This is a genomic window from Dietzia sp. UCD-THP, assembly GCF_000349585.1.
GTDB classification, from domain to species: Bacteria; Actinomycetota; Actinomycetes; order Mycobacteriales; family Mycobacteriaceae; genus Dietzia; species Dietzia natronolimnaea_A.
On sequence record NZ_KB714653.1, the window covers coordinates 1 to 24,704 of the forward strand.

The following is a 24,704-nucleotide window of genomic DNA, read 5'->3' on the forward strand; positions in this document are numbered from 1 at the left end:
GTTCAGCAGTCTCCTAGGGCGGCGCTCGGCACCGACGCTGACCGGAAATCCCGGGGGGCACCCTTTTGCGCGTCACTCATCTCAACCACTCTCTCTGCACGGCCATTGTAGCGCCGTGCGTTGACGTGCGCAGGAGCCCGCGGTCGGTAGTACTCCCCACTATTCCCCGAACTCGCCGGCTGCCTACTCAGCAGCCGGCCCTGGGCAGTACTACACGGGGCACCGCCAGCTGGACCTATGACCGTCGACAACGCCCGACTGGGGCGAATCGCCGCACCGGTTCACAGATGGCGGCACGGCTCGCGCACCGGATCGCGCACAAGTCGACGCCGCGCCGGTCCGCGACCGCCATGGTTCAGGCCATTTCCGCCAGCACTGGCACGATGTTGAACTCTCGCATCCACCAGCCTTGGAGCGACCGGGAGCGGCCAGTACCGCCGGGTCAGGTGAACGTGCTCATCGTCGCCAGTCAGAGGTCTGTGCGCTCGTACCGGGCACGCCAGCGACCGGACGGCAGTTTCTGGATCGCCCCGAAGGATCGTCGGGTGCGTCGTTTGGGGAGAGCCATTCCGTGCCTCGTGTCATCTACGTGTCAAACACAAGTCAATCTTCGGGTTCGTGTGTGCGCTTATATCACCAGACTTGCATGGATTCCACCAGCGAAACTCGACCATTAGCACTGGTTGGGGCCGGAACCCAAGAACGCTCCTGCGGAAGTGGAGGGATTTGAACCCCCGGTGCTGTTTAGGCACGCTCGCTTTCAAGGCGAGTGCATTCGGCCGCTCTGCCACACTTCCCCGTCGTCCCCCACGACACGCCAGGGCGCATGGTTCCACGTGGAGCACGCGTGGACGACGCTGCTCATCGTAGTGGACCCCGCCCGCCCACACCCAGCCCGGCTGCCGGCCGCGGCCATCGCGGCTACGGTCGAGGCATGAAGGCCATCGAGTATCGCAACGGTCCCGATTCCCTCCGGCTGACCGAGGTGGACGATCCGCACCCCGGCCCGGGCGAAGTCCTCATCGACGTGGCGGCCACGGCCGTCAACCGCGCCGACCTCCTGCAGTCCCAGGGCCTCTACCCGCCCCCGCCCGGGGCGTCGGAGATCCTCGGCCTCGAATGCTCCGGACGGATCTCGGCCGTGGGCGAAGGCGTCGAAGGCCTGGCCATCGGCGACGAGGTGTGCGCCCTCCTGGCCGGCGGTGGATACGCCGAGAGGGTGGCCGTGCCGACCGGTCAGGTCATGCCTGTCCCGGATGGGCTGTCCCTCCACGAGGCCGCGACACTGCCCGAAGTGGCGTGCACGGTGTGGTCCAACCTCGTCATGACCGGCGGACTCGGCCGCGGCGTCCTGTCTCCCGACGCCCGCTGGGGCGACACGGACCTCGGGGCCCCGCGGGTGCTGATCCACGGCGGGGCCGGGGGCATCGGTTCCCACGCCATCCAGGTCTGCCGCGCGCTCGGCGCCCGCGTGGCCACCACCGCCGGCGGCCCGGACAAGGTCCACAAGTGCCGCGAGCTCGGCGCCGACCTGGTGATCGACTACCGCGAGGAGGACTTCCCCGACCGGGTCAAGGAATGGACCGACGACGACGAGCGGGGCCGTGGCGTCGACCTGATCCTCGACGTGATGGGCGCGAAGTACCTCCAGCCCAACATCGCCTCGCTCGCCCCGGACGGCCGACTGATCGTGATCGGCATGCAGGGCGGGATGAAGGGCGAGCTGAACCTGGGGGCCCTGCTCCCCCGCCGAGCCGGCGTGCTGGCCACCAATCTCCGGGCCCGCCCGGTCGACGGCCCCGGAGGCAAGACCGGCATCTGCCGGGAGGTGGTGGACTGTGTGTGGCCGATGGTCACCGCGGGCGACGTGACCACCCGCGTCTCCCGGGAGATCCCGCTCGAGCGCGCGGCGGAGGCGCTGGCCCTGCTCGAGTCAGGCGAGAGCCACGGCAAGATCCTGCTGACCGTCGACTGACCTGCCGGCGCCGTGTTCCGGGGGGCGACGGTCAGTCGGCCGGGAGGCGGTCCAGCATCTCGAGCACCTCGTCGCACCAACTGACCCACGCCTGTTCCACCTGGATGCCCAGGGCGAGCACCCGGTGTTGGAGGAGGTCGCGGGCGTCCGCCGGGTCTGGGCGGGCGAAGTCCCGGTCCTCGATCTCGAGATAGCGGCGCAGGTTGGCGGCCCGCTGGTCGCGGTGATGCCGCAGCGCCTCGCGGACCTCGTCGACCGCCCCCGTCGCGGCGGCTGCCCGGACCCGTACCGCCATGGTGGATCGCATCGGTTCCGGATCGTCGGGTTCCCGGATCCACCCGGCGAGAACCCTACGGCCGTCCCCGGTGACCTCGAACCGACGAGGATTCCCCCTCGAGGGCGCGCCCTCCAGGGGGAGCTCCCGGATCAGTCCGGACTCCCCCAGTCGATCCAGCTCCCGGTAGATCTGCTGGTGGGTCGCCGGCCAGAAGTATCCGATGGACTTGTCGAACCTCCGCGCCAGCTCGATCCCGCTCCCCGCCCGCTCGGTGAGGGAGGTGAGGATCGCGAACTTCAGCGACACGGTGTCAGCGCGCTGCCAGAGCGGACGCCGCCTGCTCGTACTCCGCGCGGAGCCGCTCGACCAGGTCGCGGACGGACCCCGTCGAGGTGACCGCGCCGACGCCCTGGCCCGCACCCCAGATGTCGCGCCACGCCTTGGAGTCCGCGCCCCCGCCGGAGCCGAAGTCCATGGCCGTGGGATCCGAGACGGGCAGGTCGTCAGGGTCCAGCCCGGCCGCCTCGATGCTGCCCCGGAGGTAGTTCCCGTGGATCCCGGTGAACAGGTTGCTGTAGACGATGTCCGAGGCGGAGCTGTCGACGATCATCTGCTTGTACTCCGCGGCCGCGCGGGACTCCTCGGTCGCGAGGAACGCCGAACCCACGTAGGCCAGGTCGGCGCCTGCGGCCTGCGCGGCGAGGATCGACCGTCCGTGCGCGATCGCCCCGGACAGCAGCAACGGGCCGTCGAACCACTCGCGGATCTCCTGGATCAGGGCGAACGGCGACTGCGTCCCGGCATGGCCCCCGGCACCGGCGGCCACCGCCACGAGCCCGTCGGCGCCCTTCTCGATGGCCTTGCGGGCGAACCTGTCGTTGATCACGTCGTGAAGCACGATGCCGCCGTACGAGTGGACGGCGTCGTTGACCTCGGTGCGGGCGCCGAGGGAGGTGATGACGATCGGCACCTCGTGTTCGACGACGGTCGCCAGGTCCTGCTCGAGCCGGTCGTTGGACCGGTGGACGATCTGGTTGACGGCGAAGGGGGCCACGTACTGCTCCGGGTTCGCCGCGGCGTAGGCCGCGTTGCTCTCGGCGACCTGGTCCAGCCACTCCCCGAGGGCCGACTGCGGCCGCGCGTTGAGCGCCGGGAACGATCCGATCACCCCGGCCTGGCACTGCGCGGCCACCAGTTCGGGGCCGGAGTAGATGAACATCGGCGAGGCGACCACCGGCACGGTGAGCGGGCCGGCGAGGACGGAGGGAAGGGCCATGAGCAGTCCTTTCGGGACCGGGAGTGGGTCGGCTGTCCCCGACCGTACGTCCACCCGCCGCTTTGTGCAACTAGTTGCACAAAGATCTGGACGCCGCAGGCCCGCGCCCTATCGGTCACCGCATCGCGGCCCGACCATCTGGGGCGCCCTCACGACCCGACCGGGTAGATCTCCGCCGCCAACCGCTCCGCGCCCGACACGAGCGCGGCGACCGTCGCGGGAGAAAAGCCACCCGCCGCGGGCATCGCGGTGGAGGACGACGCGTCGGGAGCCACCGACTCCCACGGCGAGCCTGCGGCCTGCAGCGACCCGTGCTTGACGTCGTAGAAGGCCGAGCCCGTCCGCAGGGCGATCCCCGAGGCGCCGCGGGCCGCCGCGAAGAGATGAGGGTGGAAGCGGCTGGTCAGCCAGACCTGACCGGGTCGGGCGGGAAGACCCGTGGACCAGAGTTCCTGGAACGGCACGAAGCGCGCGCGGGTCAGACGCAGACCCGCCAGAGCGCGCCCCACCTCGTCGTCGTCGACCGGCCCCGCCCCGCCGCCAGCTCCCGTCACCGCCCCCGCCTCGGCGGACTCCGCCGCCTCGGCGCGGGCACACACCAGGTCCCACACCACCCGATCCCCACCGGGGATCGACTCGACCACCGTGATCCGCTCCCCGGGCACCGCCCACTCTGCGAGCACGCGACCGATGGTATCGGCGAGCACCTCCGGTTCGACCAGATCGGACTGGGCGCAGAGCACCAGATCGCGGCAGGCGTCCGGATCGGAGGAGTAGACGGGGTGGTCGCCGGCCTCCACTCCCCCGGCACAGGACAGCGCCAGCCAGCCGTCGTCGGCCACGTGGCGAACCGGGACCCCGGTGCCCGCGAGGAGGTCGGACGACGCGGCGTCGCGGACAGTGACCAGGTGAAAGTCGCGCAGGGCCCCGGCCAGCCGTTCGGCGTCGTCGCACGGCACGAAACCCTGTCCCGTGGCCACCACCCGCGCGCCGGCCAGCCTCCCGGCCTCCCCCGCCGCCGCGACCACGCCGAGATGGTGCGGCCAGAGGTCGTTGACGAACCCACCGCCGATCAGGTGCACGACCGACGCACTGCGCAGCAGCTCGATGCCCGAGGCGAGCGCGGGCCTGACCCCGGGATCGCCGATCGCGCTGCGGCAGAACCCTGCGACGTCCTCTGCCGCCTCGTCCACCGCCTGCGCCGCGGTCGAGCACTCCCCCGCCAGACGCCAGAGCGTGTCGGTGAACAGCACGTCCGGATGCTCGCCGTGGTGGAGGACCGCCGCCTGCCCCGGGGTGTGACAGTCCACTACCACAGGGGTGCCGGGCAGCCGGTGACGCAGATACCGCAGCCATCCCGCCAGCAGCTGTTCGTCACCGTGGTTGGGATGACCGGCCGGTGCGATCAGGTAGACGGGCCGGTGGACCTCGCGGGGGCGACCCCAGCGGGCGTCCGCGGCGGCCCGCGTGGAATCCAGTCGACGTCGGGCCCGTCGTCGCAGGCGGGAGGCGGGCGCGGCTCGGCGAGTCGACGTCATGCCTCCACCCTGCCCCACCGGCCATTCTCGGCCGGGGCGACCCCGTGGATCAGATCTTGACGAGCATCTTTCCGACGTTGGCCCCGCGCATGAGATCGAGGAACGCGTCGACCGAGTTGTCGATGCCCTCGACGACCGTCTCGTCAAAGACGATCTCGCCCGAGGCCACCCACGGCCCGACCTTCTCCGCGAACTCCTTGAACAGGTGCATGTACTTGTTGACGGTGAAACCCTGGAGCGTCAGCCCGCGGGTGATGGCGTGCCAGAGGTTGTCCGGGCCCGGCGAACGCTCGGTGGAGTTGTACGAGCTGATCGCCCCGCACAGGGCAACCCGTCCGTCGTCGTTCATCAGGTCCAGCGCGGCCTCGAGGTGGTCGCCGCCGACGTTGTCGAAGTACACGTCGATACCCTCGCCATCGGCGCCGCCGAAGTGCTCGCGCAGGAGCGTGCGGACCGGGCCGTCCTTGTAATTGAGCGCGGAGTCGAACCCGTAGCTCGACGTGGCCTTGTCGACCTTCTCCGCACTCCCGGCCGAACCGACGACCGTCGAAGCGCCCATGAGCCGGGCGATCTGCCCGACGGCCGACCCCACTGACCCGGCCGCGCCGGAGACGAAGACGGACTCGCCCTCCCGGAAGCGCCCGATGTGCAGCAGGCCCACATAGGCGGTGAGGCCCGTGGTCCCGAGGATCCCCAGGTACGCGGAGATCGGGACGCCCTCGATCTCCTGCACCACCCGGAACTGCCGGCCGCCGCCCTGCGCGACGTCCCGCCAGCCGAGATCGTGCATCACGACCGACCCGACCGGGTGGGCGTCGGAGCGGGACTCCACCACCCGCCCGACGGCGCCACCGGTCATGGTCTCGTTCAGCTCGAACGGCGGGATGTACGAACGGCCCTCGTTCATCCGGCCACGCATGTAAGGGTCGACGGAGAGGAATTCGTTGGCCACGCGCACCTCGCCGTCGTCAAGGTCGGGGAGGTCGACGACGACGGTGCGGAAGTCGTCATGGGTCGGCCAACCGCGCGGGCGGTTGACGAGCTGGATCTGGGTGCTGGTCGTCATGACTCATGTGTACGCGCCCCGTCTCCGGGGCTGCCACCGGCCACACCTCTAGTAGGCTTCGCCTTCGTGCAGGACCAGCCCACTCCCGACCCCGCTTCGGCGACGCTCCCCGACGAGCGCGTCCGCAGCGAGATCGTCAGCGACTCCCAGACCTTCCGCCGGGCCGTGGCCGACCTCCGCCAGGGGCTGGGCCAGCGGGAGTTGTGGCTTTCCCTGGGCTGGCAGGACATCAAGCAGCGCTACCGCCGCTCGACACTCGGCCCGCTGTGGATCACCATCGCCACCGGCGTCATGGCCACCGCGCTGGGGCTGCTGTACTCGGTCCTGTTCCAGATCCCGCTGGCCGAGTTCCTCCCGCACGTGACCGTGGGCCTGATCCTCTGGGCATTCATCTCCGGGTGCATCAAGGAGGGCTCCGAGGTCTTCATCTCCAACGAAGGCCTGATCAAACAGCTGCCCAGCGCGCTGAGCGTCCACGTCTACCGGCTGGTGTGGCGGCAGTTCCTGTTCCTGTGCCACAACCTGGTGATCTGGGTCGTGCTCATGCTGATCTACCCGCGCTCGCTGGGCTGGGACCTCCTGCTGGCCGTGCTGGGCCTGGCGGTCCTCATGGTCAACGGCGTCTGGGTGGCCATGCTGTTCGGCATCCTCGCCACCCGGTTCCGCGACATCGCGCCGCTCCTGGACTCCCTGGTGCAGCTGCTGTTCTACATGACCCCCATCGTGTGGACCACGCAGACGCTGTACGAACAGGGCGGGGAGATCGCGGACCGGGCGCGCATCGCCGAACTCAACCCGCTCTACCACTACCTGGAGATCGTGCGCGCCCCCATGCTCGGCCAGCCCGTCGCCGCGTACCACTGGTGGATAGTCCTGGCCTGCACGGCCGTCGGTCTGATCCTCGCCTTTGTGGCGCTGCGCCGGTTCCGTTCCCGAGTTCCGTACTGGGTGTAGGAGGTACATCCCATGAGCCCCGCCACCCCCACCCCCGGCGGCGTGTCCATCGACTGCGTGGACGCGTGCGTGGACTTCCCGATCTTCGACGCCAAGTCGCGCTCCCTCAAGAAGGCCGTCCTCGGCTCCGCCGGAGGCGCGATCGGACGGAACTCGTCCAACGTCGTCGTCGTCGAGGCCCTGAGGGACATCACCCTCTCCCTCCGTGAAGGCGACCGCATCGGCCTGGTCGGACACAACGGCGCCGGCAAGTCCACGCTGCTGCGGCTACTGTCCGGGATCTACGAACCCACCCGCGGCGCCGCCCGGATCCGGGGTCGCGTGGCCCCGGTGTTCGACCTCGGCGTGGGCATGGACCCGGAGATCACCGGATACGAGAACATCATCATCCGCGGCCTGTTCCTGGGCCAGACGCGCAAGCAGATGAAGGCCAAGGTCGAGGAGATCGCGGACTTCACCGAACTCGGCGACTACCTGGACATGCCGCTGCGCACCTACTCGACCGGGATGCGCGTCCGGTTGGCGATGGGCGTGGTGACCTCGATCGACCCCGAGATCCTGCTGCTCGACGAGGGCATCGGCGCGGTGGACGCCGAGTTCATGAAGAAGGCGCGGATCAAGCTGGCGGACCTGGTCTCCCGTTCCGGGATGCTGGTGTTCGCCTCCCACTCCAACGAGTTCCTGGCCCAGCTGTGCGACTCGGCGATGTGGATCGACCACGGGCGCATCCGGCAGCGCGGCAGCATCGAGGAGATCGTCACCGCCTACGAGGGCCCCGAGGCCGGGCGGTCCATCGCCGCGTACATGGAGAGGATGGAGCGTGAGGCCTGAGGGCGGCCCCGGTGCGGACCCCGGCGCGGGCCCCGGATCCGGCCCCGGCGCGGACGTGCGCGCCCGGTATGGACCCGAGGGGGCGCGCACTCCCGCCGGAAGCGAGCGATCCGGGCGCGTAACCGAGCGGGGGCCTGACGATGCGCGGCGGGTCGTGGCCGTGGTGGTCACCCACCGACGGCTCGAGCAGCTCCGCGCCTCGCTCGCGGTGGTGTGCGGGCAGACCCGGCCGGTCGACCACCTCGTGGTGGTGGACAACGCCGACGAGCGTGCGGTGCGTGAGCTCGTCGAGGCGCAGCCCATCGAGGCCACCTACGTGGGCTCGAAGCACAACCTCGGCGGGGCCGGCGGATTCGCGCTGGGCATGCTCCACGCCCTGGCCACCGGCGCCGACCTGGTGTGGTGCGCCGACGACGACGGCAGGCCCGAGGGCCCCGAGGTCCTGGCCACGCTGATGGCCTGCATGGACCGCCACGGACTGGCCGAGGTCTCACCGGTGGTGTGCGACCTCGCCGAGCCCGACCGCCTGGCCTTCCCGCTGCGGCGCGGAGTGGTGTGGCGGCGTTGGCGGTCGGAGCTGTTCGCCGACGGCGAGGGTGGCCGCGTCGCCCGGGAGGCGGGCCCGACGGACGTGGCGATGGGCCCGGCGGACGCGGCAGCCGCGGTCGCGGATGGCACCGACCTCCTGCCCGGCATCGCGTCCCTGTTCAACGGCGCGCTGTTCACCGCGGACTGCCTGGACCGCGTGGGCGTGCCGGACCTCCGCCTGTTCATCCGCGGCGACGAGGTGGAGATGCACCGGCGCCTGGTGCGGTCCCGGCTGCCCTTCGGCACCTGCCTGACCACCGCGTACCTGCACCCCCAGGGTTCGGACGAGTTCAAGCCGATCCTCGGCGGCCGCATGCACACCCAGTTCCCCGACGACCCGGTCAAGCGGCACTTCACTTACCGCAACCGCGGGTACGTGCTCACCCAGCCGGGCAACCGGCGCCTCATCCCCCAGGAGATCCTGCGATTCGGCTGGTACTTCCTGGTGACCAGACGGGACCCGGCCGGCCTGCGCGAGTGGATGCGTCTGCAGCGGTTGGGGGCGGGCGAGCGGTTCGACAGGCCCTGAGCCGTTCCACACCCCGCGCGGCTCCACGCCCTGAGCGGTTCGACAGGCCCTGAAGAGACCGACCGGCCCGGAGCACTCCGTCGCGCCGGGGCATGATGGAGCCCGTGACCGACTGGATCGCGCTGCAGTCCCAGGCCGTCGACCTGTACGACCGGGTCCTGCCGGCCGTCACCGACTGGGACGCCGCCACCCCGTGCACCGAGTGGACCGCCCGAGACGTCCTGGCCCACGTCGTGGACGAGCAGATGTGGGTCCCGGGACTGCTGGCCGGCGGAACGATCGACGAGGTGGCCGGGGACCTCGAAGAGCCTCTCCTGCGCCTCTCCGGGGCCAGCGGCCCCGACCTCGTGGCCTACTGGCACCCCCTGCGCGCGCCGGTGGCCGCCGCGTGGCGTGGAACCCCGCCCGACGACGAGGTCCATCTCTCCTACGGTCTGGCTCCCGTGGTGCACTATCTCGCGCAGCAGACCTTCGACCTGGCGGTCCACGCCTGGGACCTGTCGGCCTCCCAGGGGGTCGATCTCCCGTGGGGCGAGGAGCTCGAACGAGCCGTACTCGACTTCGTCCGGACCGATCTCGCCGACGACCCGGCGCCGCAGCTGTTCGCCGCTCCGCTGCCGGGCTTCGACGACGAGGGGGTCCCGCTCCGGCACGCCGCTCTCGCGCGCACCGGTCGGGACCCCTCCGCCTGGCCGTCACCGTCACCGTGACCGGCACCACCGGCTCGCCCGGACTAACGGCTCGAACGGACCCCGGCCTACCCGGCCCTGGTCCACCGGCTCCCGTTTACTCCGTTTCGCGGAGCGCCGCCATCGGGCACTTCTCGATGGCCTTGCGGGCCCTCTTCTGCAGTTCCTCGGGGACGTCCTCGACGAGCAGACGCACCACCTCGTCGTCGTCGCCCAGGGCGAAGACCTTCGGGGCGAGTCCGACGCACACCGCCTGACCCTCGCACCGGTCCGGATCGATCGAGATCTTCATGGGTTACCTCCTGAGGGGAACGCTGGGAACACAGGGAACGACGGGGATCAGCTGACCGGGACGAAGTCGACCTTGTCCCGGACACCACAGTCCGGGCACTGCCAGTTGTCGGGGATCTCCGACCACGGGGTGCCGGGGCCGAAGCCCTCCCGCGGCTCTCCGAGCGCCTCCACGTAGTGGTGGCCGCAGTTGGGGCAGGCGTAGGTGCCGATCGGCGAGACGGCACCGCGGACCGCGTTCACGTCGGGCTCGGGATCCAGGACGGCGGTCGCCGTGGCGGACGGCGTCGTGGACGCACTCGCCGCGGCGCTCGTCCCGGTGGCCGACGGAGCGGAGTAGCGCGCGAGGATCCGCTCCCGCTTGGACGGCTGGATGTTGGCGCGGGTGACGTCGCCGTCGTAGTGCTCGAGGACCCGGTGGTCCATGATCCGGCGCCAGAGCGGCGGGACGTAGGCCACCACGATGAGCGCGGCGTACCCGGCGGGCAGCTGCGGGGCGTCGTCGGTGGTGCGCAGCACCTGGTAGCGGCGCATCGGGTTTGCGTGGTGGTCCGAGTGACGCTGCAGGTGGTAGAGGAAGATGTTGGTGACCAGGTGGTCGGAGTTCCACGAGTGCTCGGGCCGGCAGCGCTGGTAGCGACCGCTGTCGAGCTTCTTGCGGCGCAGTCCGTAGTGCTCGAGGTAGTTGACGACCTCCAGCAGGCTGAACCCGTACACCGCCTGCAGGATCAGCCAGGGCAGGACCTCGAGGCCGAATGCCGCGGTGAGCGCGCCGAACAGGACCACCGTCATGAGCCAGGCGTTGATGTTGTCGTTGCGCAGGCTCCACGGGGACTTGCCGAGGCGAGCGAGACGATTCTTCTCGAGCTCCCAGGCCGAGACGAGGGAGCCTGCGACGCTGCGCGGCAGGAAGGCCCAGAACGACTCGCCGAGACGCGAGCTCGCCGGGTCCTCCGGGGTCGCGACACGGGCGTGGTGTCCACGGTTGTGCTCGATGTAGAAGTGGCCGTAGGCGGTGGTGGCCAGGGCGATCTTGGAGAGCCACTTCTCGGAGTTCTCGATCTTGTGGCCGAGCTCGTGGGCGGTGTTGATGCCGATACCGCCCGCGATCCCCACGGCCCAGGCGATACCGATCTTGGCCACCAGGCCCAGCCCGCCCTCGTGGCCGAAGAACGACAGGTCGTCCGCGGTCCAGAGGTAGCAGGCCACGATCAGTGCGGCGTACTGCACGGGGATGTACAGGTACGTACACCAGCGATAGAACGGATCGGCCTCCAGGCGTTCGATGACCTCCTCCGGCGGGTTCCGTCCGTCCACCCCCACGACCATGTCGAGGAGGGGGATGAAGACGAACACGACGAAGGGCGCGACGAACCACGCCACCACGGCGGCGGTACCCCACCCGGCGTGGGAGAACCACGAGAACAACCCGAGCGAGATGAACAGGGCGCCGGCGGGGATGAGCCCGAGCAGCCACAGGTATCGCTTGCCGTCAGTCCACGGGTACGGCTGAGCCGCGGTCTCCTCTGTCTGGAGGTCGGTGTGCATCTGGAGGACTCCCTTGGTCGAACGCGTGGGCGTGTGTCGCACGCCGCGTGATGGGTCAAACGTAGACAAACCATCGCCGTTTATCTAGACAGCGGGCGCAGTTTTGTCCAAGGCCCATCGGAATCGAGCCTCCGCCACCTCCCGACCAGGCCCTCCGCGCCCCCGGCAATGCGGTCACCCGACTGAACTGACTCGCGAGTAAGTTACGATCTGGGCGTGCCCAAGACGCTGCTGCACCGATACACCTCCAGCCCCCGGGCTTTCCCCCTGCTGGCCTCCCTGTACCCGCCACTGCTCGGGTCGGGGATCCGCATCCGGCACATCGCCCCGGACTGGACCCGCGGGGAGCTGAGCATGCACGTCGCACCGTGGACCGCCAACACCAACGGCACCGCGTTCGGCGGCGCACTGTTCGCCGCGACCGACGTCCTCTACGGGGCCCTGCTGTCCGGGCAGCTCGGTGGCGGGTACCAGGTGTGGACCAAGAGCGCGACGATCGACTTCCGAGCCCCCGGCCGGGGGCGACTGCGGTGCGTGGTGGACGTCCCCGGCCCGGAGGCGGACGCCATCAGGGAGCGACTGGCCGACCATCCGAGCACCAGCGTCGTGCACACCGCGGTGGTGAGCGACAGCCGCGGCACGACGGTCGTGGAGGCGCAGCACACGATGTTCATCCGACGGAAGAGCTGACCGCAGGCGATCCGGCCCGAGGCGCGTAGGATTATCCGGTCCCCGGCCCTCCTCGGAAAGGAATCCCGTTGGGAGCCACCCCGCTCGCCTGGACCCTCGCGGTCTCACTCATCGTTGCGCTGCTGCTCTTCGACTACTTCTTCCATGTGCGCAAGGAGCACATCCCGACGCTCAGGGAATCAGCCATCTGGTCCGCCCTCTACGTGGGCATCGCGATAGCCTTCGGCTTCCTCGTGTGGATCTTCGGCGGCACCCAGATGGGCGTGGAGTACTTCGCCGGGTACCTCACCGAGAAGGCGCTCTCGGTGGACAACCTGTTCGTCTTCCTGCTCCTGTTGACCAGCTTCAAGGTCCCGCGCGCAGGACAGCAGAAGGCGCTGCTGTTCGGCATCGTGTTCTCCATCTTCGCGCGGACGGGCTTCATCTTCGTGGGAGCCGCTCTGCTCAACGCGTTCAGCGCGCTGTTCTACGTGTTCGGTCTGTTCCTCATCATCACCGCGGGCCGTCTCCTGGCCGAGGACGACGAGGGCGACGACGCGGACAACGTCGTGGTGCGTCTGGCCAAGAAGTTCATCCCGGCGACCGATCACTACGACCACGACAAGCTGTTCACCATCGAAAACGGCAAGAAGGTCATGACGCCGATGATGATCGTCATGGTGGCGATCGGCGGCACCGACATCATGTTCGCGCTGGACTCGATCCCCGCGATCTTCGGCCTCACCCAGAACGTCTTCATCGTCTTCACCGCCACCACTTTCTCGCTACTCGGCCTGCGCCAGCTGTACTTCCTGCTGGACGGCCTTCTCGACCGCCTCGTCTACCTCAAGTACGGCCTGGCGGCGATCCTGGGCTTCATCGGCGTCAAGCTGATCCTCCACGCCCTGCACGAGAACAACCTGCCGTTCATCAACCAGGGCGAGAACGTCGACGTGGTGGAGGTACCCACCTACCTGTCGCTGGGCGTCATCATCACCGTCCTCGTGGTGACCGTCGTGGCCTCGCTGGTGAGCCCGGCAGGGAAGGCGCTCACCGTGCTCGGCAACCTCAAGCGGCACTCGCACGAGTACCTGAACAAGAACTTCACCGACGACCCCGTCGAGCGCGCCAAGCTGTGGGCCAAGATCCTCCAGAACGAGGACAAGCTCAAGTCGATCGACCGCAAGTACTTCGGCTCCGAGGGCGACGTCTGGGAGCTCGAACAGCTGCTCCGCAGAGTGTGGGACGATCACGCCCGCTACGAGCGCGCCACCGACTACACCCGCTGACGGGTTGTCCCCGCGGCCGACGCTCACGCGGTGAACCGCAGCTAAGCGCTGCGGACGGCCCACATCCCGAGCGGATCGGAGACCGGCTCGCCGAGAAGCGGTGGAAGCAGCGTGGTCCCCGGCCACCAGGATCTCAGCGCGTGCAGCACGCCGCCCGCGTCCGGTGGCACGGTGCCCACGTGCGGACGACAGGCGTTCGCGGGAACGGAGGGCCCCCGTACGACGAGCACCGTCCACCCCGCCCGGCGCAGGGTGGACCGGCACCGCTCCACGCCGACCCCGACCCCGTTCACCGGGCTCGCCCCCCGTGGTGGGTTCGGCCGTGGCGCCGAGAGCGCATCCGGACACACCACCGTGCAGCGGAGAGCAGGATCGGCCAGAGGAAGCACCACCGGGCGCCCGTCGATCCTGATGCAGGCGCCTTCGTGGAACCCCGCGAACCCCGCCGCCGCCAACCGCAGCCGTGCCCTCGACGACTCCGCGGACTGCGACCGGGGCTCTACCGCCGCGACAACGTCGGCGAACCGCCGTGCTCCCCGGCCGGACGGGTGCGCGGTCGCCGCCGCGAGGCGACCCGCCAGCCCCGGGATCACCGCACACAGACGCTCCACCGCCACCACCGCGTCCTCTCGATCCAGATCACAAGCGAGGTCCCGGCAGGTGCGCAGCGGGGTGGTGACCCGGAGACCACCGAGTTCGGTGACGGAGGCCGGCGGCATCCGACCGTAGCGGTACACCCGCCCCCCGCGGGACTTCCGGGTGGAGGGCAGCCAGATCTCGGGCGGGGCACCGACCGGGGCCGAGTCGTCCCCCCACAGCAGTGCGGCACTGCGCCCACGCAGGACCCCTTCAGGCCAGATGCGGGCCAGTGCCACACTCCGCAGCCGGAGGTCGTCGGCCTGGTCCTCACGCCGGTAGACCCCGTGCCAGATGCGGACGTAGCGGCCTCGGTCACGTGGATCGGTGAGGGCCGCCGCGAGTTCGGCAGTGGTCAACGGGCCCGGCGGTAGCTCCTCCGGCCCCGGCGGGGCGTGCCCGCGGCCCGCGGGTGAGTTCGGGGTGGTGTCCATACCGGACACTGTGCGCCATGGCACTGTGGGATCCGGTCCGGCGACGGTCCCCTACTGGGCCACCTGTGGACCGGCACGGGGTGTGAAATGACAGGCCGGGGACTCACCGGCCCGTGAGGGCCGGGCCCAGCAGAAGTCCGCCCCTACACCCCGTACAACCGCGCCCAGTTCTCCCGCGTGGTGAGGCGGGCCTGCGCCTCACGCCACCGTTCCTGGGCCGCGGGGGCCTCGCGGATGAACCGGGCGAGCAGCGCGATCAGGCGCTTCTGCAGTTCCGTGACCCGCTGCGGGTCGACCTTGCGGTGGTGCACCCCGGTCTGCGAGGCGTCGGTCACGTACACCTCGTCGAAGAGCGAGACATGCCACCAGGCCGCGTCCTCGTAGGGGATCGCCACGACCCCACCGCGCTGTCGGCCGAGCTTCTGGACGAGCAGCCGCTTGGCCAGCACCTGGTCCTCGCGGTCCTCCCGGGGGATCCCCACCTTGCGCTCCACCGTGATTCCCGCGGGAAGGGCGTCGACGGCGAGCCTGGCCGTCTCGGGGTATCCCGCGCGCTCGGCGCGGATCGCGGCCAGGGCGGCCTGCCCGCCGTCGCCGACGCCGTGCGCACCGTCCGGGCCGTCGAGGAACGCCTCGATGCCGCGCATGCGGGTGGCGGCGAGCCCGTACTGCATCGCCACGACCGCTCTCAGGACGCTCCTCCCCAGGTTCGTGGCCATCGCGCGCGGGTCGATCCCCTGGCGGATGGCGGCTGTGGTCAGCGAGTTGCGCATCGAGAAGAACTGGCCGAAGTCGTCGCCGTCCTTCCAGTAGAAGTCGGCGTGCCACACGGCCGCCCCCTGAAGGGTGCAGGTGGGCATCCCGGCCTGTCGGCACCGCAACCCGTACTCGATGTCGTCCCACTGGAAGAAGTACGGCAGGGGCAACCCGACCCTCTCCACCGCCTCCCCCGGCACCAGACAGGACCACCACGCGTTGTACTCGGCGTCGACACGCCGCTCCTGCCGGTTCTCCACCACGGACTCGTCGCGCAGGGCGAACTCGTCCGCGTCCAGCCCGCCCTCGAGCTGATCGAGCTGCGTGCGCTCGGCTGAGACCAGCAGATAGTCCGGGTTGAACAGGTACAGCATCTGCGCGCCGACGAGCATCGGCTCGCGCGTGACGGCCGCGAAGGCGAACAGCCGCAGCACCGTCTCGGGTTCGACCCGCACGTCATCGTCCATCAGCAGAACGTCCACCGGCCCGGCGGAGCCGGGGGCGGTGGCCTCGAACATCCCGCGGCTGAACCCTCCGGCACCGCCGAGGTTGGGCTGGCGGAGGTAATGCAGCCGGTCACCGAACTCCCCGGCAGCGCGCTGGAACGCCTCACGCGTCTCGACCAGGTCGGTGCCCTGGTCCGTCACGTAGAGATCGTCGATCAGGTCGGCCACCAGCGGGTCGGACGCCAGCGAGTCGACGGTGGCGGCGCAGTCGTCCGCCCTGTTGAAGGTGCAGATGGCCACCGCCGCGCGGCGGGCCGGCCTCGTCGTCGTCACACCCCACGTCACCTCGGACACGGTCGCCTCGGCGTCCACGGCGTGGAACTCCAGCCACATCGCGCCACCGTCGACGAACGTGTCCACCGGCACGTGCAACACCGCCATGCCGTCCCCCTGGTGGTGGAACACGTCCACGGTGCGCACGTGGGACCCGATGTCGGACGCGCGGACCAGGACGTCGAGGCGCCCCTCGGACTCCACCGCGACCCGCACGGTGAGGCTGGTGACCGTGGTCCAGCGCTGCCAGTAGGAGGCCTCGAACCGGCCGAAGTAGGTGTTGGTGTCGACGACGGCCCCGGCGTCCAGGTGCAACTCGGCGCGCGTGCGGCGCACGACCCCCCGCACGATCCGCGAGTACAGGTCGTCGTTGACCCACCTGCGCGGGCCCGAGAACAGGGTGCGCTGCACCAGCAGGTCGCGCTCGTCGGGGGCGGAACCGGCGTCGGCACCTGCGGCTGTCACGGTGGTGGCGTCCATGTGGCGGGTGCTCCTGGGGAGTCGGTGCGGGCTGAGTCGGTGCGGGCTGAGTCAGTGCGGGGCGGTCTCGCGCGCACAGGGCCGGGCCCGGGCGCGCCGTCCAGGCTATCCCCCGGTCGGGCGACAGCCTTGGAGGGCGGCCAGCGCACCCCGGAGTTCACGGGTCAGCGCACCCGGAAGATCACGGTCCGCTGCACGATGAAGTTGGTGACCGTGGCGACACCCTGGGCGATGACGTACCCGACCGTGGTGGCCCAGAACGTGGTCCAGCCCAGATCGTGGAAGAACGGCACGAGCAGCATGAACAGGCCCCACTGCACGCCGAACATCAGCGCGTACAGCCCCATCGTGGCGACGAAGCGGGCGCGGGAGGGCTCGGCCTGGAAGGTCCAGCGGCGGTTGAGCGAATACGCAGTGAGGGTGCCTGCCACGAAGGACAGCGCCTTGGCCGGTCCGTAGCCCAGGCCGAACAGCATCAACAGCTGCAGAAGTCCGTAGTCGACGACCGCCGAGAGGACTCCCGTGAGGAAGAAGCGGGTGACCTGGGTCCGGAAGTCCGTCGGTCGTGCCGGATCGGATTCGTGTCGGGCTTCGAGCGGGTCGACGGCCCCGCGCAGGGAGTCGAGGACGGAATCGTCCGGGATGTCCGCGCCGCCGGTAGGTGTACTCACCAGGACAGCGTAGGTCGCGGCCGCCCCGCACGAACACCGGCACGACGACTTGTGCTCGGCCCCCGGACATGCGATCGTCGTTCCATCGCGCGCCCACCAGCGCGCCTCTGGTCGAACAGACGGGCGGCACCTCCGCCGACAGCGTTCGATTCCGCGGGAGCGATCGGTTCCGGCCACCCCATCTCCGCACGGCGTCCACACCACCAGGTCCGCGCCACCCCCCGGGTGAGCCGACGTCGCCTCCGCACCGCATCGCCAGAAGGACTCGTCGGCACCGCCCGTGGCGGCCCGTCGTCGATCCTTCTCCCGACGACCAGGAGGAGCCCCATGTCCCAATACCGCAACCCGACCCTCACCACGGCGCCGACCGTCTTCTCGTACACGCCGACGGGCCGGGCCGTCCCGACGTCGTCGCCGTTGCGCACGCCCGACCGCCGCCCGCCGGCGCCGTCGTGCACACCCACCGGTCGGGTGGTCCTCTCGACGCCGACCACGCGCGGCTCCGCCTGAGCAGACCGCCCCAGCGGACCGGCTGTAGCGGACCGGTGCGGGCCCGCTACAGGCGGTCGGCGGCCACGAGCAGGGTGGTGACGACCAGGGCGATCGCCCCGCAGGCGAGGATCCCGGTCGAGACGAACAACTGCATCACGCCGGCCTGCCACGGCTCGGCGCCGCCGAGGATCATGCCCACGAAGGCGCCCGGGATGGTCACGAGGCCGATCGTCCGCGTCTGGTCCAGCGACGGGGAGAGTGCGGTCGCGGCCGCCTCGCGGCAGACCATCATCCGCGCCGGGTAGTCGGTGAACCCGAGCGACAACGCCGCCTCGACCTCTCCGTGGCGCACCTCCAACTCGTCGTGCGCCCGCCGCCCGGCCAGACCGGCGATCGCCATGGCGTTGCCCAGGAAGATCCCCACGACGGGGATGACGGACAGGCCGTTCGGTCGCACGACCCCCGCGGCGAGCAGGCCGGCCACCACGACGAGGGGAGGCACGGCCACGGGCAGCGCGCACCACAGCGCGTCGCGCACCCTGGCCCGCGTCCCCCTCGCCCACGTCCTCGGCGCCCACGTCATCGGCGACCCTGCCATCGGCGACCCCGTCATCGACCCCCGCGGGGTGCCGCGCCGGGCCATCCTCCCGGCGGCCGCCCACGACGCCGTCGTCGCCATCACCACGACGAACACCCCGACCAGCCACGCCCGGTCGGCCACGTATCCGATGACGAGCGCGAGCGCGATGAGCTGCACGGCGGCGCGGATCGAGGCCCACGGGACCTCGCGCTCCAGTCCCGTCCGCCCCAGCCAGGCGGCCGCCGTCCCGATGACGACGAACAGCACCACGGCCACCACGAGGGCGGGGCCGAGCTCGATCATCGTGGCGCCCACGCGCACGAGCGTATAGCGGCCGGGGGCCGCGCGACGCCGACCCGCGGCACGGATCCGTCGTCCCCCCGGGACGGTCGCGCTACCGTACGCGCATGTCCTCCCGCCGCCCACTCCGTCCCGGAACCGTGGCCCTCGCCGTGGCGTGCGCGCTCGCGTGCGCGGTCGCCGGCACCCCCGCAGGCGCCCAGCCCCGGACCGTCGATCACCCGCCGGCCGCGCTCTCCCCCGGGTCCGTCGACCCCGGGCCGGTCGACCACGGACCCGTCGACCCCGGACCTGTCGACCCCGTGGCCGCGTTCCGCCCGGTCCCATCCGACCAGCGCACCCCGGAGCGGTATCTCCCGAGCCCCTCGCCCGACCCGTGGTACTCCTCCCCTCCCGCCGTGGACCCCGACACGGCTCCCGGCACCATCCTGGCCACGCGTCCGGTGTCGATCCCGCCGCACAACGTCCGCAACTTCGGGCGCGGATGGCAGGTCCTGGTCCAGAGCTCCGACTCCCACGACCGGCCGCACCAGATCGTGTCGACGATCATCGAGCCGGCCACGCCGTGGCCCGGCCCGGGTCCCCGGCCGCTCGTGTCGTTCAACGTGACCATCGATTCGCTGGGGCTGACGTGCATGCCCTCGCACGTCCTGCCCCACAAGTTCAACATGGAGCTGCCGCCCTTCCTGCAGATCCTCGCCGATCGTGGTTACGGGCTCGCCCTCACGGACTTCCAGGGCCCCAAGGCCGCCTACGCGGCGGGACGGGCCAACGGCCGGGCCGTCCTGGACGGGATCCGCGCGGCCCGCGCCTTCACCCCGGCCGGCGACCCGGGTCCGCTCTTCTCCGGGTCGCGCGTGGTCCAGGTGGGGTACTCCGGCGGGGGTATCGCCACGGGATGGGCCGCCCAACTGCAGCCGGTGTACGCCCCCGAGCTCACCGGTGTGCTCGTCGGGTCCTCCGTCGGCGGGGTCCCCGCCGACTACGCGGATCTGTTCGACACGATGGACGGGACGCTCGCCTCCGGCCTCTACCGCGCCGCCGTACTGGGGCTGGCCCGCGAGTACCCGCAGCTGTACCCGCTGCTCAACGACACCGGTGATGTGGTGGCGCACCAGCTCCGCGACGCCTGCGCGTCGACCAACACGGTCGGCGGACTCGCTCCCTTCCCGCTGTCGGCGCTCACCGACGTCGACCCCCGCACCGATCCCACGGTGATCGAGGTCATGGCGCGGAACCGACTGGGACGCGCCGACCCCGCCCACGGGGCGGATCCCCGCGAGGTCCCCTCCGGGCCGGTGCAGGTGTGGCACGCCGACGCGACCGTCCCGATGGGACCCGGCCCAGGCTCGTCGCAGGGCCCCGGGGACACCTTCGTCCCGGAGTGGACCGCCCACAGGCTGGTCGACGAGTGGTGCGCGGCGGGTGCGGACGTGGAGTACACGCCCGTGGCCGGAGAACACGTGACCGGCGCCTACACGGCGGTCGGACCCGCGCTCGACTGGGTCGACGCCCGCGCCCGGGGCGTGCCGTTCACCACGGGGTGCCGCTGATCGCCGACCCCGGCGGTAACCTCGACCGGGTGAGCACCACGCAGCAGACCCCCCCGGCCGAGTCCGCCCTGGACACCGAACTCAAGCGACTCACCGGCTGGGGACGCACCTCGCCGGCCATGAGCCATGTGCTCACCCCGCGCTCGGTGGAGGAGATCTCGGCGGCCGTCGCGGCGGTCAACGACGCCAACGCCTCGGGCCCCGCACACCTCCGTCGGGGCATCGTCGCGCGGGGGCTCGGCCGTTCCTACGGGGACAGCGCGCAGAACTCCGGCGGTCTCGTGGTGGACATGAGCCGGTTCGATCGCATCCACGAGCTCAACGCAGAGAAGGCGCTCGCGGTGGTCGACGCCGGGGTGAACCTGGACCAGCTCATGCGCGCCGCGCTGCCCTTCGGTCTCTGGGTGCCGGTGCTCCCGGGCACCCGTCAGGTCACCGTGGGCGGCGCGATCGGGCACGACATCCACGGCAAGAACCACCATTCGGCGGGGTCGTTCGGCAACCATGTCACCCGGATGGAGCTCCTCGTCGCGGACGGTCGCGTCCTCACCCTCGAGCCCGGCGGGACGTCCGACGACCCCGGGGGCACGCTGTTCTGGGCCACCGTGGGCGGCAACGGTCTCACCGGCGTGGTCCTCAAGGTGTGGATCGCCATGACCCGCACGGAGACCGCGTTCTTCCTGGCCGACTCGGACCAGACCGCCTCGCTCGACGAGACCATCGCGCTGCACACCGACGGCTCCGAGGCCGGGTACACCTATTCCTCGGCGTGGTTCGACGCGATCAGCGCACCACCGAAGCTCGGCCGCGCCGCCGTGTCCCGCGGGTCGCTCGCCACGCTGGCCCAGCTCGAGGAGTACGCCCCCGAGTTGGCGAAGAACCCGCTGGCGATGGACGCCAAACCGCTCATCACCTTCCCGGACGTCTTCCCCAACGGGTTGGCCAACAAGTACACCTTCGGCCCCATCGGCGAGGTCTACTACCGACTGGGCGGCACCTCGCGGAACAAGATCAAGACGTTGCCGGCGTTCTACCACATGCTCGATCTGTTCTCGGAGTGGAACAGGGCCTACGGGTCCAAGGGTTTCCTGCAGTACCAGTTCATCGTCCCGCCCGGGGCGGTCGACGGGTTCAAGGAGATCATCGGCGACATCCAGCGCTCGGGCCACTACTCCTTCCTCAACGTGTTCAAGCTCTTCGGGCCCGGTAACCAGGCCCCGCTCTCGTTCCCCATGGAGGGGTGGAACGTGTGCGTGGACTTCCCGATCAACGACCGGCTGAACTCGTTCGTCAACGAGTTGGACGCCAAGGTCATGTCGATGGGCGGACGGCTCTACACCGCCAAGGACTCGCGGGTCCCGGCCGACCGGTTCCACGCCATGTATCCGCAGATCGATTCGTGGATCGCCACCCGACGCGAGATCGACCCTCACGGGGTCTTCGTCTCCGACATGGGCCGGCGCCTCGAGCTGCTCTGACCCAGGCGGGGCCTGTACATGAGGACGTGCGACAGGCCACAATAGGCTGACCCCGGACGACGAGGGTCGCCCGGAGGCCATCGGGAGTCCGCCATGATCCTCCGCACCGTCGCCGCCGCCGTCGTCCTGGTCGCCGTCTCCCCGCCGCCCACTACGTGGCGCCGGTCTCCGCGGAGGCCGCCCCCGTCATCCTCCGCGGTCCGCCCGCCCACGCCGGGTCCACGCCGGGCCGGGTAGTCCCGGGCACCTTCCCCGATCCGGCGGGGGCCCCTCGGTAGACTCCTGCGCATGATCAATGCCGTCGGCGTCCCACAGACCCTGCTCCTGCTCGGAGGCACCTCCGAGATCGGCCTGGCGATCTGCGGGGAGTACCTCCAGCAGGGCCCGATGCGCGTGGTCCTGGCCTGCCTCCCCGGGGACCCCGGGATCGAGGACGCCCGGGCCGAGATGACGGCCGCCGGCGCCACCGCCGTTGACGTGGTGGACTTCGACGCCGCCGCCACCGACTCCCACCCGGCCGCCTTCGAGCAGATCTTCGCCGGGGGCGACGTCGACGTGGCGATCGTGGCGTTCGGCCTACTCGGGGAGAACGAGGAACTCTGGTCCGACCAGCGCAAGGCCGTGCAGATCGCCCAGGTCAACTACACCGGTGCGGTGTCGGTGGGTGTGCTGCTCGCCGAGCGGATGAAGGCGCAGGGCTACGGCAGGATCATCGCCATGAGCTCGGCCGCAGGCCTGCGCGCCCGCCGCTCCAACTTCGTCTACGGCTCCACCAAGGCCGGCCTAGACTCGTTCTACACCGGTCTGGGCTACGCGCTCGACGAGTACGGGGTCGACGTCCTGGTGATCCGCCCGGGGCAGGTCCGCACCCGCATGTCGGCGCACGTCAAGGAGGCGCCGCTCACCATCAATAAGGACGACGTGGCCCGCATCGCGGTCAAGAAGTCCGGTGCGGGTAAGGGCGCGGTCTTCGCCCCCGCCGCGTTCGGCGGCGTCATGGCGGTCCTGACCCACGTCCCGCGCCCGATCTTCCGCAAGCTCCCCTTCTGACCATGCCGGTGGCGCTCCGGGGGCCGGGTCTGGTGGGAGCGGCGATGCTGCTGGCCGCGGCCGTCACCGCCGTCGTCCTGGTCGGCTTCTCCCTCGTCTCGTTCCCCGCCTACGGCAACTCCAACGTGCTGCGGGCACTCACGGTCGTCGGCCAGTGCGCCGCGTTCGCCCTGGTGGTGGCCGGCGTGCTGTGTGCCCGCGCGGGCGAGCGTCCGGGTGGGCGGGCCGGACTGGTCCGGTTGGGTAAGCTCGCCGCCCCCACGGGGTCGGCCCTGCTGGTGGCCTCCACGCTCGGCATCCCGCTCGCGGCGTCCCGGCTGTACCTGCACGGGGTGAGCGTGGACCAGGAGTTCCGTACCCAGTTCCTCGGCCGCTCGGCCACCTCGCTGGGCCTGCCCGACATGGCGTACGCCGACCTGCCGTCGTTCTACCCGTCGGGCTGGTTCTGGCTGGGCGGGCGCTTCGCGAACCTCGTCGGCCTGGAGGGATGGGCCGCCTACAAGCCGTGGTCGATCCTGTCGATGGCGATCGCCGCCGCCCTGGTGACGGTGCTCTGGACCCGCCTGCTGCGCACGGACCTCGGCGCGGTGGTCGGCGTGAGCTCGACGGCGGTGATGCTGGCCTACGGATCCCCCGAGCCCTACGGGGCGGTCGTGGCCCTGTTCATCCCGCCGATGCTGATCCTGGCCTGGCACGCGGTCGCCCCGACGGTCCCGCACGCCGGCCGCGGCGCCGCGCTGGCCACCACCCTGTTCCTCGGAGCCTCGGCCAGTACGTACACGCTGTACACGGGCCTGGCCGCGGGCACCGTGGTCCTCATGGCGGTCGTCTCGACCGTCGCCGCGATCCTGCGACGCCGCGCCCGCGGGCCGGAGGACTCCTCGCCGGCCCCGTTCCCGCCGTGGCTGCCCGCGGCCCGCCTCGCCGCGATCGGGGTGGGGTCGATCCTGCTCGCCCTGGTGGTGTGGGCGCCCTACCTCCTCGCCGCCTCTCGCGGCGCCCCGGCGGACTCCGGGACCGCCATGCACTACCTCCCCGACGCCGGCGCCCGCCTGCCGCTACCCATGACCGCGGGCGGCCTCACGGGCTGGGTGTGTCTGGCCGGGCTGGTGTGGATCGTCGCCCGGGCGTGGACCTCCCGTCGGGCGCAGGCCCTGGGCCTGGGCGTGGTCGCCGTGTACCTGTGGAGCCTGGCATCGATGGCGGTCACCGTCCTGGGCACCACGATGCTGGGCTTCCGGCTCGAGCCGGTGCTCATCCTGCTGCTGGTGGTGGCCGGGGTGTTCGCGATCGCCGACCTGGCGGGCCTCGTGGTGCACGCCGCCGGACGCCAGGGTGGGGCCGACCGGCCCGCGGCCGAGGCCGCCGACCGCCGTCGCCGCGCGACCGCCGTCGTGGGCGTCGTGGCCACCCTCGCCGCACTCGCCCACGCGCAGGGGATCCCCGACCACCTGCACGAGGAGATCCGCCTGGCCTACACGGACACCGACGGCGACGGCGAGCGCGCCGACCGCTACCCGCCCGGACCGGAGTCCCACTACGCCGAGATCGACAGCGTCATCCTCGAGGCGTTCCCGGACCGCGAGAGGACCGACCTCGTCGTCGCCAGCACCGCCGACGCCTTCCTGGCCTACCACCCGTACCTGGCCTACCAGGCGGTGACCTCCCACTACGCCAACCCGCTCGGCCGGTACGCCGAGCGCAACGAGGCGATGATCGGCTGGGAGGACTCCACCGACGCCGACGAGTTGTACGCGATGATGACCGGCACGCCCTGGAGACGCCCGGACGCCGTGGTCGCCCGCCCCTCGGGTTCCGGGTACACCCTGCGCCTGGCGGAGGACACCTATCCCAACGACCCCAACGTCCGCCGGTTCGGCGTCACCATCCCCTCGGAGGCCGTGGCCGGCCCCCACTTCGAGGTCCACGACGTGGGTCCGTTCGCCGTGATCGTGGTGCGATGAGGTGACCACAC

At 70.9% G+C, this 24,704-nt stretch carries 22 protein-coding genes and 1 tRNA gene; 12 read left to right on the plus strand and 11 right to left on the minus strand.

Going from position 1 to position 24,704, the window contains the following annotated elements:
* Window positions 1–711 precede the first annotated feature (711 nt).
* Window positions 712–797 (minus strand) — tRNA-Ser (locus H483_RS32125).
* A gap of 137 nt (window positions 798–934) precedes the next feature.
* Between H483_RS32125 and H483_RS32130 the strand changes: the two genes are divergently transcribed.
* A complete protein-coding gene (locus tag H483_RS32130) occupies window positions 935–1,975 on the plus strand; it encodes an NAD(P)H-quinone oxidoreductase (protein ID WP_017837444.1) in 1,041 nt (346 codons plus the stop codon).
* Between the two features lie 31 nt (window positions 1,976–2,006).
* On the opposite strand, the gene H483_RS32135 is transcribed toward H483_RS32130, so the two are convergent.
* The 4 genes from H483_RS32135 to H483_RS32150 all read right to left on the minus strand — a co-directional run bounded on the left by H483_RS32135 (window position 2,007) and on the right by H483_RS32150 (window position 6,132).
* Window positions 2,007–2,558, minus strand: a complete 552-nt coding sequence (locus H483_RS32135) for a PadR family transcriptional regulator (protein WP_017837445.1) — start codon at window positions 2,556–2,558, stop codon at window positions 2,007–2,009.
* A gap of 4 nt (window positions 2,559–2,562) precedes the next feature.
* Window positions 2,563–3,528 carry a nitronate monooxygenase family protein gene (locus H483_RS32140; protein ID WP_017837446.1) on the minus strand — a complete coding sequence of 322 codons (966 nt, stop codon included), beginning with the start codon at window positions 3,526–3,528 and terminating at the stop codon, window positions 2,563–2,565.
* Between the two features lie 149 nt (window positions 3,529–3,677).
* Window positions 3,678–5,066, minus strand: a complete 1,389-nt coding sequence (locus H483_RS32145) for a polysaccharide pyruvyl transferase family protein (RefSeq protein ID WP_017837447.1) — start codon at window positions 5,064–5,066, stop codon at window positions 3,678–3,680.
* 49 nt (window positions 5,067–5,115) lie between these two features.
* Window positions 5,116–6,132 (minus strand): NADP-dependent oxidoreductase, encoded by a 1,017-nt coding sequence (locus H483_RS32150; protein ID WP_017837448.1) that lies wholly within the window; start codon window positions 6,130–6,132, stop codon window positions 5,116–5,118.
* A 66-nt stretch (window positions 6,133–6,198) separates the two neighbouring features.
* Between H483_RS32150 and H483_RS32155 the strand changes: the two genes are divergently transcribed.
* The 4 genes from H483_RS32155 (at window position 6,199) to H483_RS32170 (ending at window position 9,744) form a co-directional block, all read left to right on the plus strand.
* A complete protein-coding gene (locus tag H483_RS32155) occupies window positions 6,199–7,086 on the plus strand; it encodes an ABC transporter permease (protein WP_017837449.1) in 888 nt (295 codons plus the stop codon).
* Window positions 7,087–7,098: 12 nt separating this feature from the next.
* Window positions 7,099–7,917: an ABC transporter ATP-binding protein gene (locus H483_RS32160; RefSeq protein ID WP_017837450.1), complete on the plus strand. Its 819-nt coding sequence runs from the start codon at window positions 7,099–7,101 to the stop codon at window positions 7,915–7,917.
* A gap of 154 nt (window positions 7,918–8,071) precedes the next feature.
* Entirely contained in the window at window positions 8,072–9,034 is a 963-nt protein-coding gene (locus H483_RS32165) for a glycosyltransferase (protein WP_017837451.1), read from the plus strand.
* Window positions 9,035–9,129: 95 nt separating this feature from the next.
* Window positions 9,130–9,744, plus strand: coding sequence for a maleylpyruvate isomerase family mycothiol-dependent enzyme (locus H483_RS32170; protein WP_238556337.1), 615 nt, complete (start codon window positions 9,130–9,132; stop codon window positions 9,742–9,744).
* A gap of 76 nt (window positions 9,745–9,820) precedes the next feature.
* Here H483_RS32170 and H483_RS32175 read toward each other — a convergent pair whose 3' ends face one another.
* Window positions 9,821–10,015, minus strand: coding sequence for a ferredoxin (locus H483_RS32175; RefSeq protein ID WP_017837453.1), 195 nt, complete (start codon window positions 10,013–10,015; stop codon window positions 9,821–9,823).
* A 47-nt stretch (window positions 10,016–10,062) separates the two neighbouring features.
* A complete protein-coding gene (locus H483_RS40465; protein WP_017837454.1) occupies window positions 10,063–11,562 on the minus strand; it encodes a fatty acid desaturase in 1,500 nt (499 codons plus the stop codon).
* Window positions 11,563–11,778: 216 nt separating this feature from the next.
* Here H483_RS40465 and H483_RS32185 point away from each other — a divergent pair, with 216 nt between their 5' ends.
* Window positions 11,779–12,252, plus strand: a complete 474-nt coding sequence (locus tag H483_RS32185) for a DUF4442 domain-containing protein (RefSeq protein WP_017837455.1) — start codon at window positions 11,779–11,781, stop codon at window positions 12,250–12,252.
* Between the two features lie 68 nt (window positions 12,253–12,320).
* A complete protein-coding gene (locus H483_RS32190; protein WP_017837456.1) occupies window positions 12,321–13,520 on the plus strand; it encodes a TerC/Alx family metal homeostasis membrane protein in 1,200 nt (399 codons plus the stop codon).
* Between the two features lie 41 nt (window positions 13,521–13,561).
* On the opposite strand, the gene H483_RS32195 is transcribed toward H483_RS32190, so the two are convergent.
* From H483_RS32195 to H483_RS32205, 3 genes are all read right to left on the minus strand, one after another.
* Entirely contained in the window at window positions 13,562–14,590 is a 1,029-nt protein-coding gene (locus H483_RS32195; protein ID WP_017837457.1) for a hypothetical protein, read from the minus strand.
* Window positions 14,591–14,733: 143 nt separating this feature from the next.
* The gene (locus H483_RS32200; protein ID WP_017837458.1) at window positions 14,734–16,605 is read right to left on the minus strand and encodes a glycosyltransferase; all 1,872 of its coding nucleotides are present in this window, start codon (window positions 16,603–16,605) and stop codon (window positions 14,734–14,736) included.
* A gap of 164 nt (window positions 16,606–16,769) precedes the next feature.
* The gene (locus H483_RS32205) at window positions 16,770–17,276 is read right to left on the minus strand and encodes a GtrA family protein (protein ID WP_017837459.1); all 507 of its coding nucleotides are present in this window, start codon (window positions 17,274–17,276) and stop codon (window positions 16,770–16,772) included.
* A 327-nt stretch (window positions 17,277–17,603) separates the two neighbouring features.
* Here H483_RS32205 and H483_RS0119790 point away from each other — a divergent pair, with 327 nt between their 5' ends.
* Window positions 17,604–17,786 (plus strand): hypothetical protein, encoded by a 183-nt coding sequence (locus H483_RS0119790; RefSeq protein WP_017837460.1) that lies wholly within the window; start codon window positions 17,604–17,606, stop codon window positions 17,784–17,786.
* Between the two features lie 46 nt (window positions 17,787–17,832).
* Here the strand turns inward: H483_RS0119790 and H483_RS32210 are convergent, their stop codons facing one another.
* Window positions 17,833–18,669, minus strand: coding sequence for an ABC transporter permease (locus H483_RS32210; protein WP_017837461.1), 837 nt, complete (start codon window positions 18,667–18,669; stop codon window positions 17,833–17,835).
* A gap of 86 nt (window positions 18,670–18,755) precedes the next feature.
* Here H483_RS32210 and H483_RS32215 point away from each other — a divergent pair, with 86 nt between their 5' ends.
* The 4 genes from H483_RS32215 to H483_RS32230 all read left to right on the plus strand — a co-directional run bounded on the left by H483_RS32215 (window position 18,756) and on the right by H483_RS32230 (window position 24,693).
* On the plus strand, window positions 18,756–20,201 hold the full coding sequence (locus H483_RS32215) for a lipase family protein (RefSeq protein ID WP_017837462.1): 1,446 nt from the start codon (window positions 18,756–18,758) through the stop codon (window positions 20,199–20,201).
* 29 nt (window positions 20,202–20,230) lie between these two features.
* A complete protein-coding gene (locus tag H483_RS32220) occupies window positions 20,231–21,679 on the plus strand; it encodes an FAD-binding oxidoreductase (RefSeq protein ID WP_031264993.1) in 1,449 nt (482 codons plus the stop codon).
* 288 nt (window positions 21,680–21,967) lie between these two features.
* Window positions 21,968–22,729: a decaprenylphospho-beta-D-erythro-pentofuranosid-2-ulose 2-reductase gene (locus tag H483_RS32225; RefSeq protein WP_017837464.1), complete on the plus strand. Its 762-nt coding sequence runs from the start codon at window positions 21,968–21,970 to the stop codon at window positions 22,727–22,729.
* 2 nt (window positions 22,730–22,731) lie between these two features.
* Window positions 22,732–24,693 (plus strand): arabinofuranosyltransferase, encoded by a 1,962-nt coding sequence (locus tag H483_RS32230; RefSeq protein WP_031264994.1) that lies wholly within the window; start codon window positions 22,732–22,734, stop codon window positions 24,691–24,693.
* Window positions 24,694–24,704: the final 11 nt, after the last annotated feature.

What these genes read in the sequence shown, in the direction of transcription:
- H483_RS32150 (WP_017837448.1), bottom strand. Translation starts at nt 6,132, where the DNA reads ATGACGACCAGCACCCAGATCCAGCTCGTCAACCGCCCGCGCGGTTGG.
- H483_RS32145 (WP_017837447.1), bottom strand. Translation starts at nt 5,066, where the DNA reads ATGACGTCGACTCGCCGAGCCGCGCCCGCCTCCCGCCTGCGACGACGG.
- H483_RS40465 (WP_017837454.1), bottom strand. Translation starts at nt 11,562, where the DNA reads ATGCACACCGACCTCCAGACAGAGGAGACCGCGGCTCAGCCGTACCCG.
- H483_RS32230 (WP_031264994.1), top strand. Translation starts at nt 22,732, where the DNA reads ATGCCGGTGGCGCTCCGGGGGCCGGGTCTGGTGGGAGCGGCGATGCTG.
- H483_RS32195 (WP_017837457.1), bottom strand. Translation starts at nt 14,590, where the DNA reads ATGGACACCACCCCGAACTCACCCGCGGGCCGCGGGCACGCCCCGCCG.
- H483_RS32140 (WP_017837446.1), bottom strand. Translation starts at nt 3,528, where the DNA reads ATGGCCCTTCCCTCCGTCCTCGCCGGCCCGCTCACCGTGCCGGTGGTC.
- H483_RS0119790 (WP_017837460.1), top strand. Translation starts at nt 17,604, where the DNA reads ATGTCCCAATACCGCAACCCGACCCTCACCACGGCGCCGACCGTCTTC.
- H483_RS32225 (WP_017837464.1), top strand. Translation starts at nt 21,968, where the DNA reads ATGATCAATGCCGTCGGCGTCCCACAGACCCTGCTCCTGCTCGGAGGC.
- H483_RS32130 (WP_017837444.1), top strand. Translation starts at nt 935, where the DNA reads ATGAAGGCCATCGAGTATCGCAACGGTCCCGATTCCCTCCGGCTGACC.
- H483_RS32170 (WP_238556337.1), top strand. Translation starts at nt 9,130, where the DNA reads ATGGAGCCCGTGACCGACTGGATCGCGCTGCAGTCCCAGGCCGTCGAC.
- H483_RS32160 (WP_017837450.1), top strand. Translation starts at nt 7,099, where the DNA reads ATGAGCCCCGCCACCCCCACCCCCGGCGGCGTGTCCATCGACTGCGTG.
- H483_RS32175 (WP_017837453.1), bottom strand. Translation starts at nt 10,015, where the DNA reads ATGAAGATCTCGATCGATCCGGACCGGTGCGAGGGTCAGGCGGTGTGC.
- H483_RS32215 (WP_017837462.1), top strand. Translation starts at nt 18,756, where the DNA reads ATGTCCTCCCGCCGCCCACTCCGTCCCGGAACCGTGGCCCTCGCCGTG.
- H483_RS32200 (WP_017837458.1), bottom strand. Translation starts at nt 16,605, where the DNA reads ATGGACGCCACCACCGTGACAGCCGCAGGTGCCGACGCCGGTTCCGCC.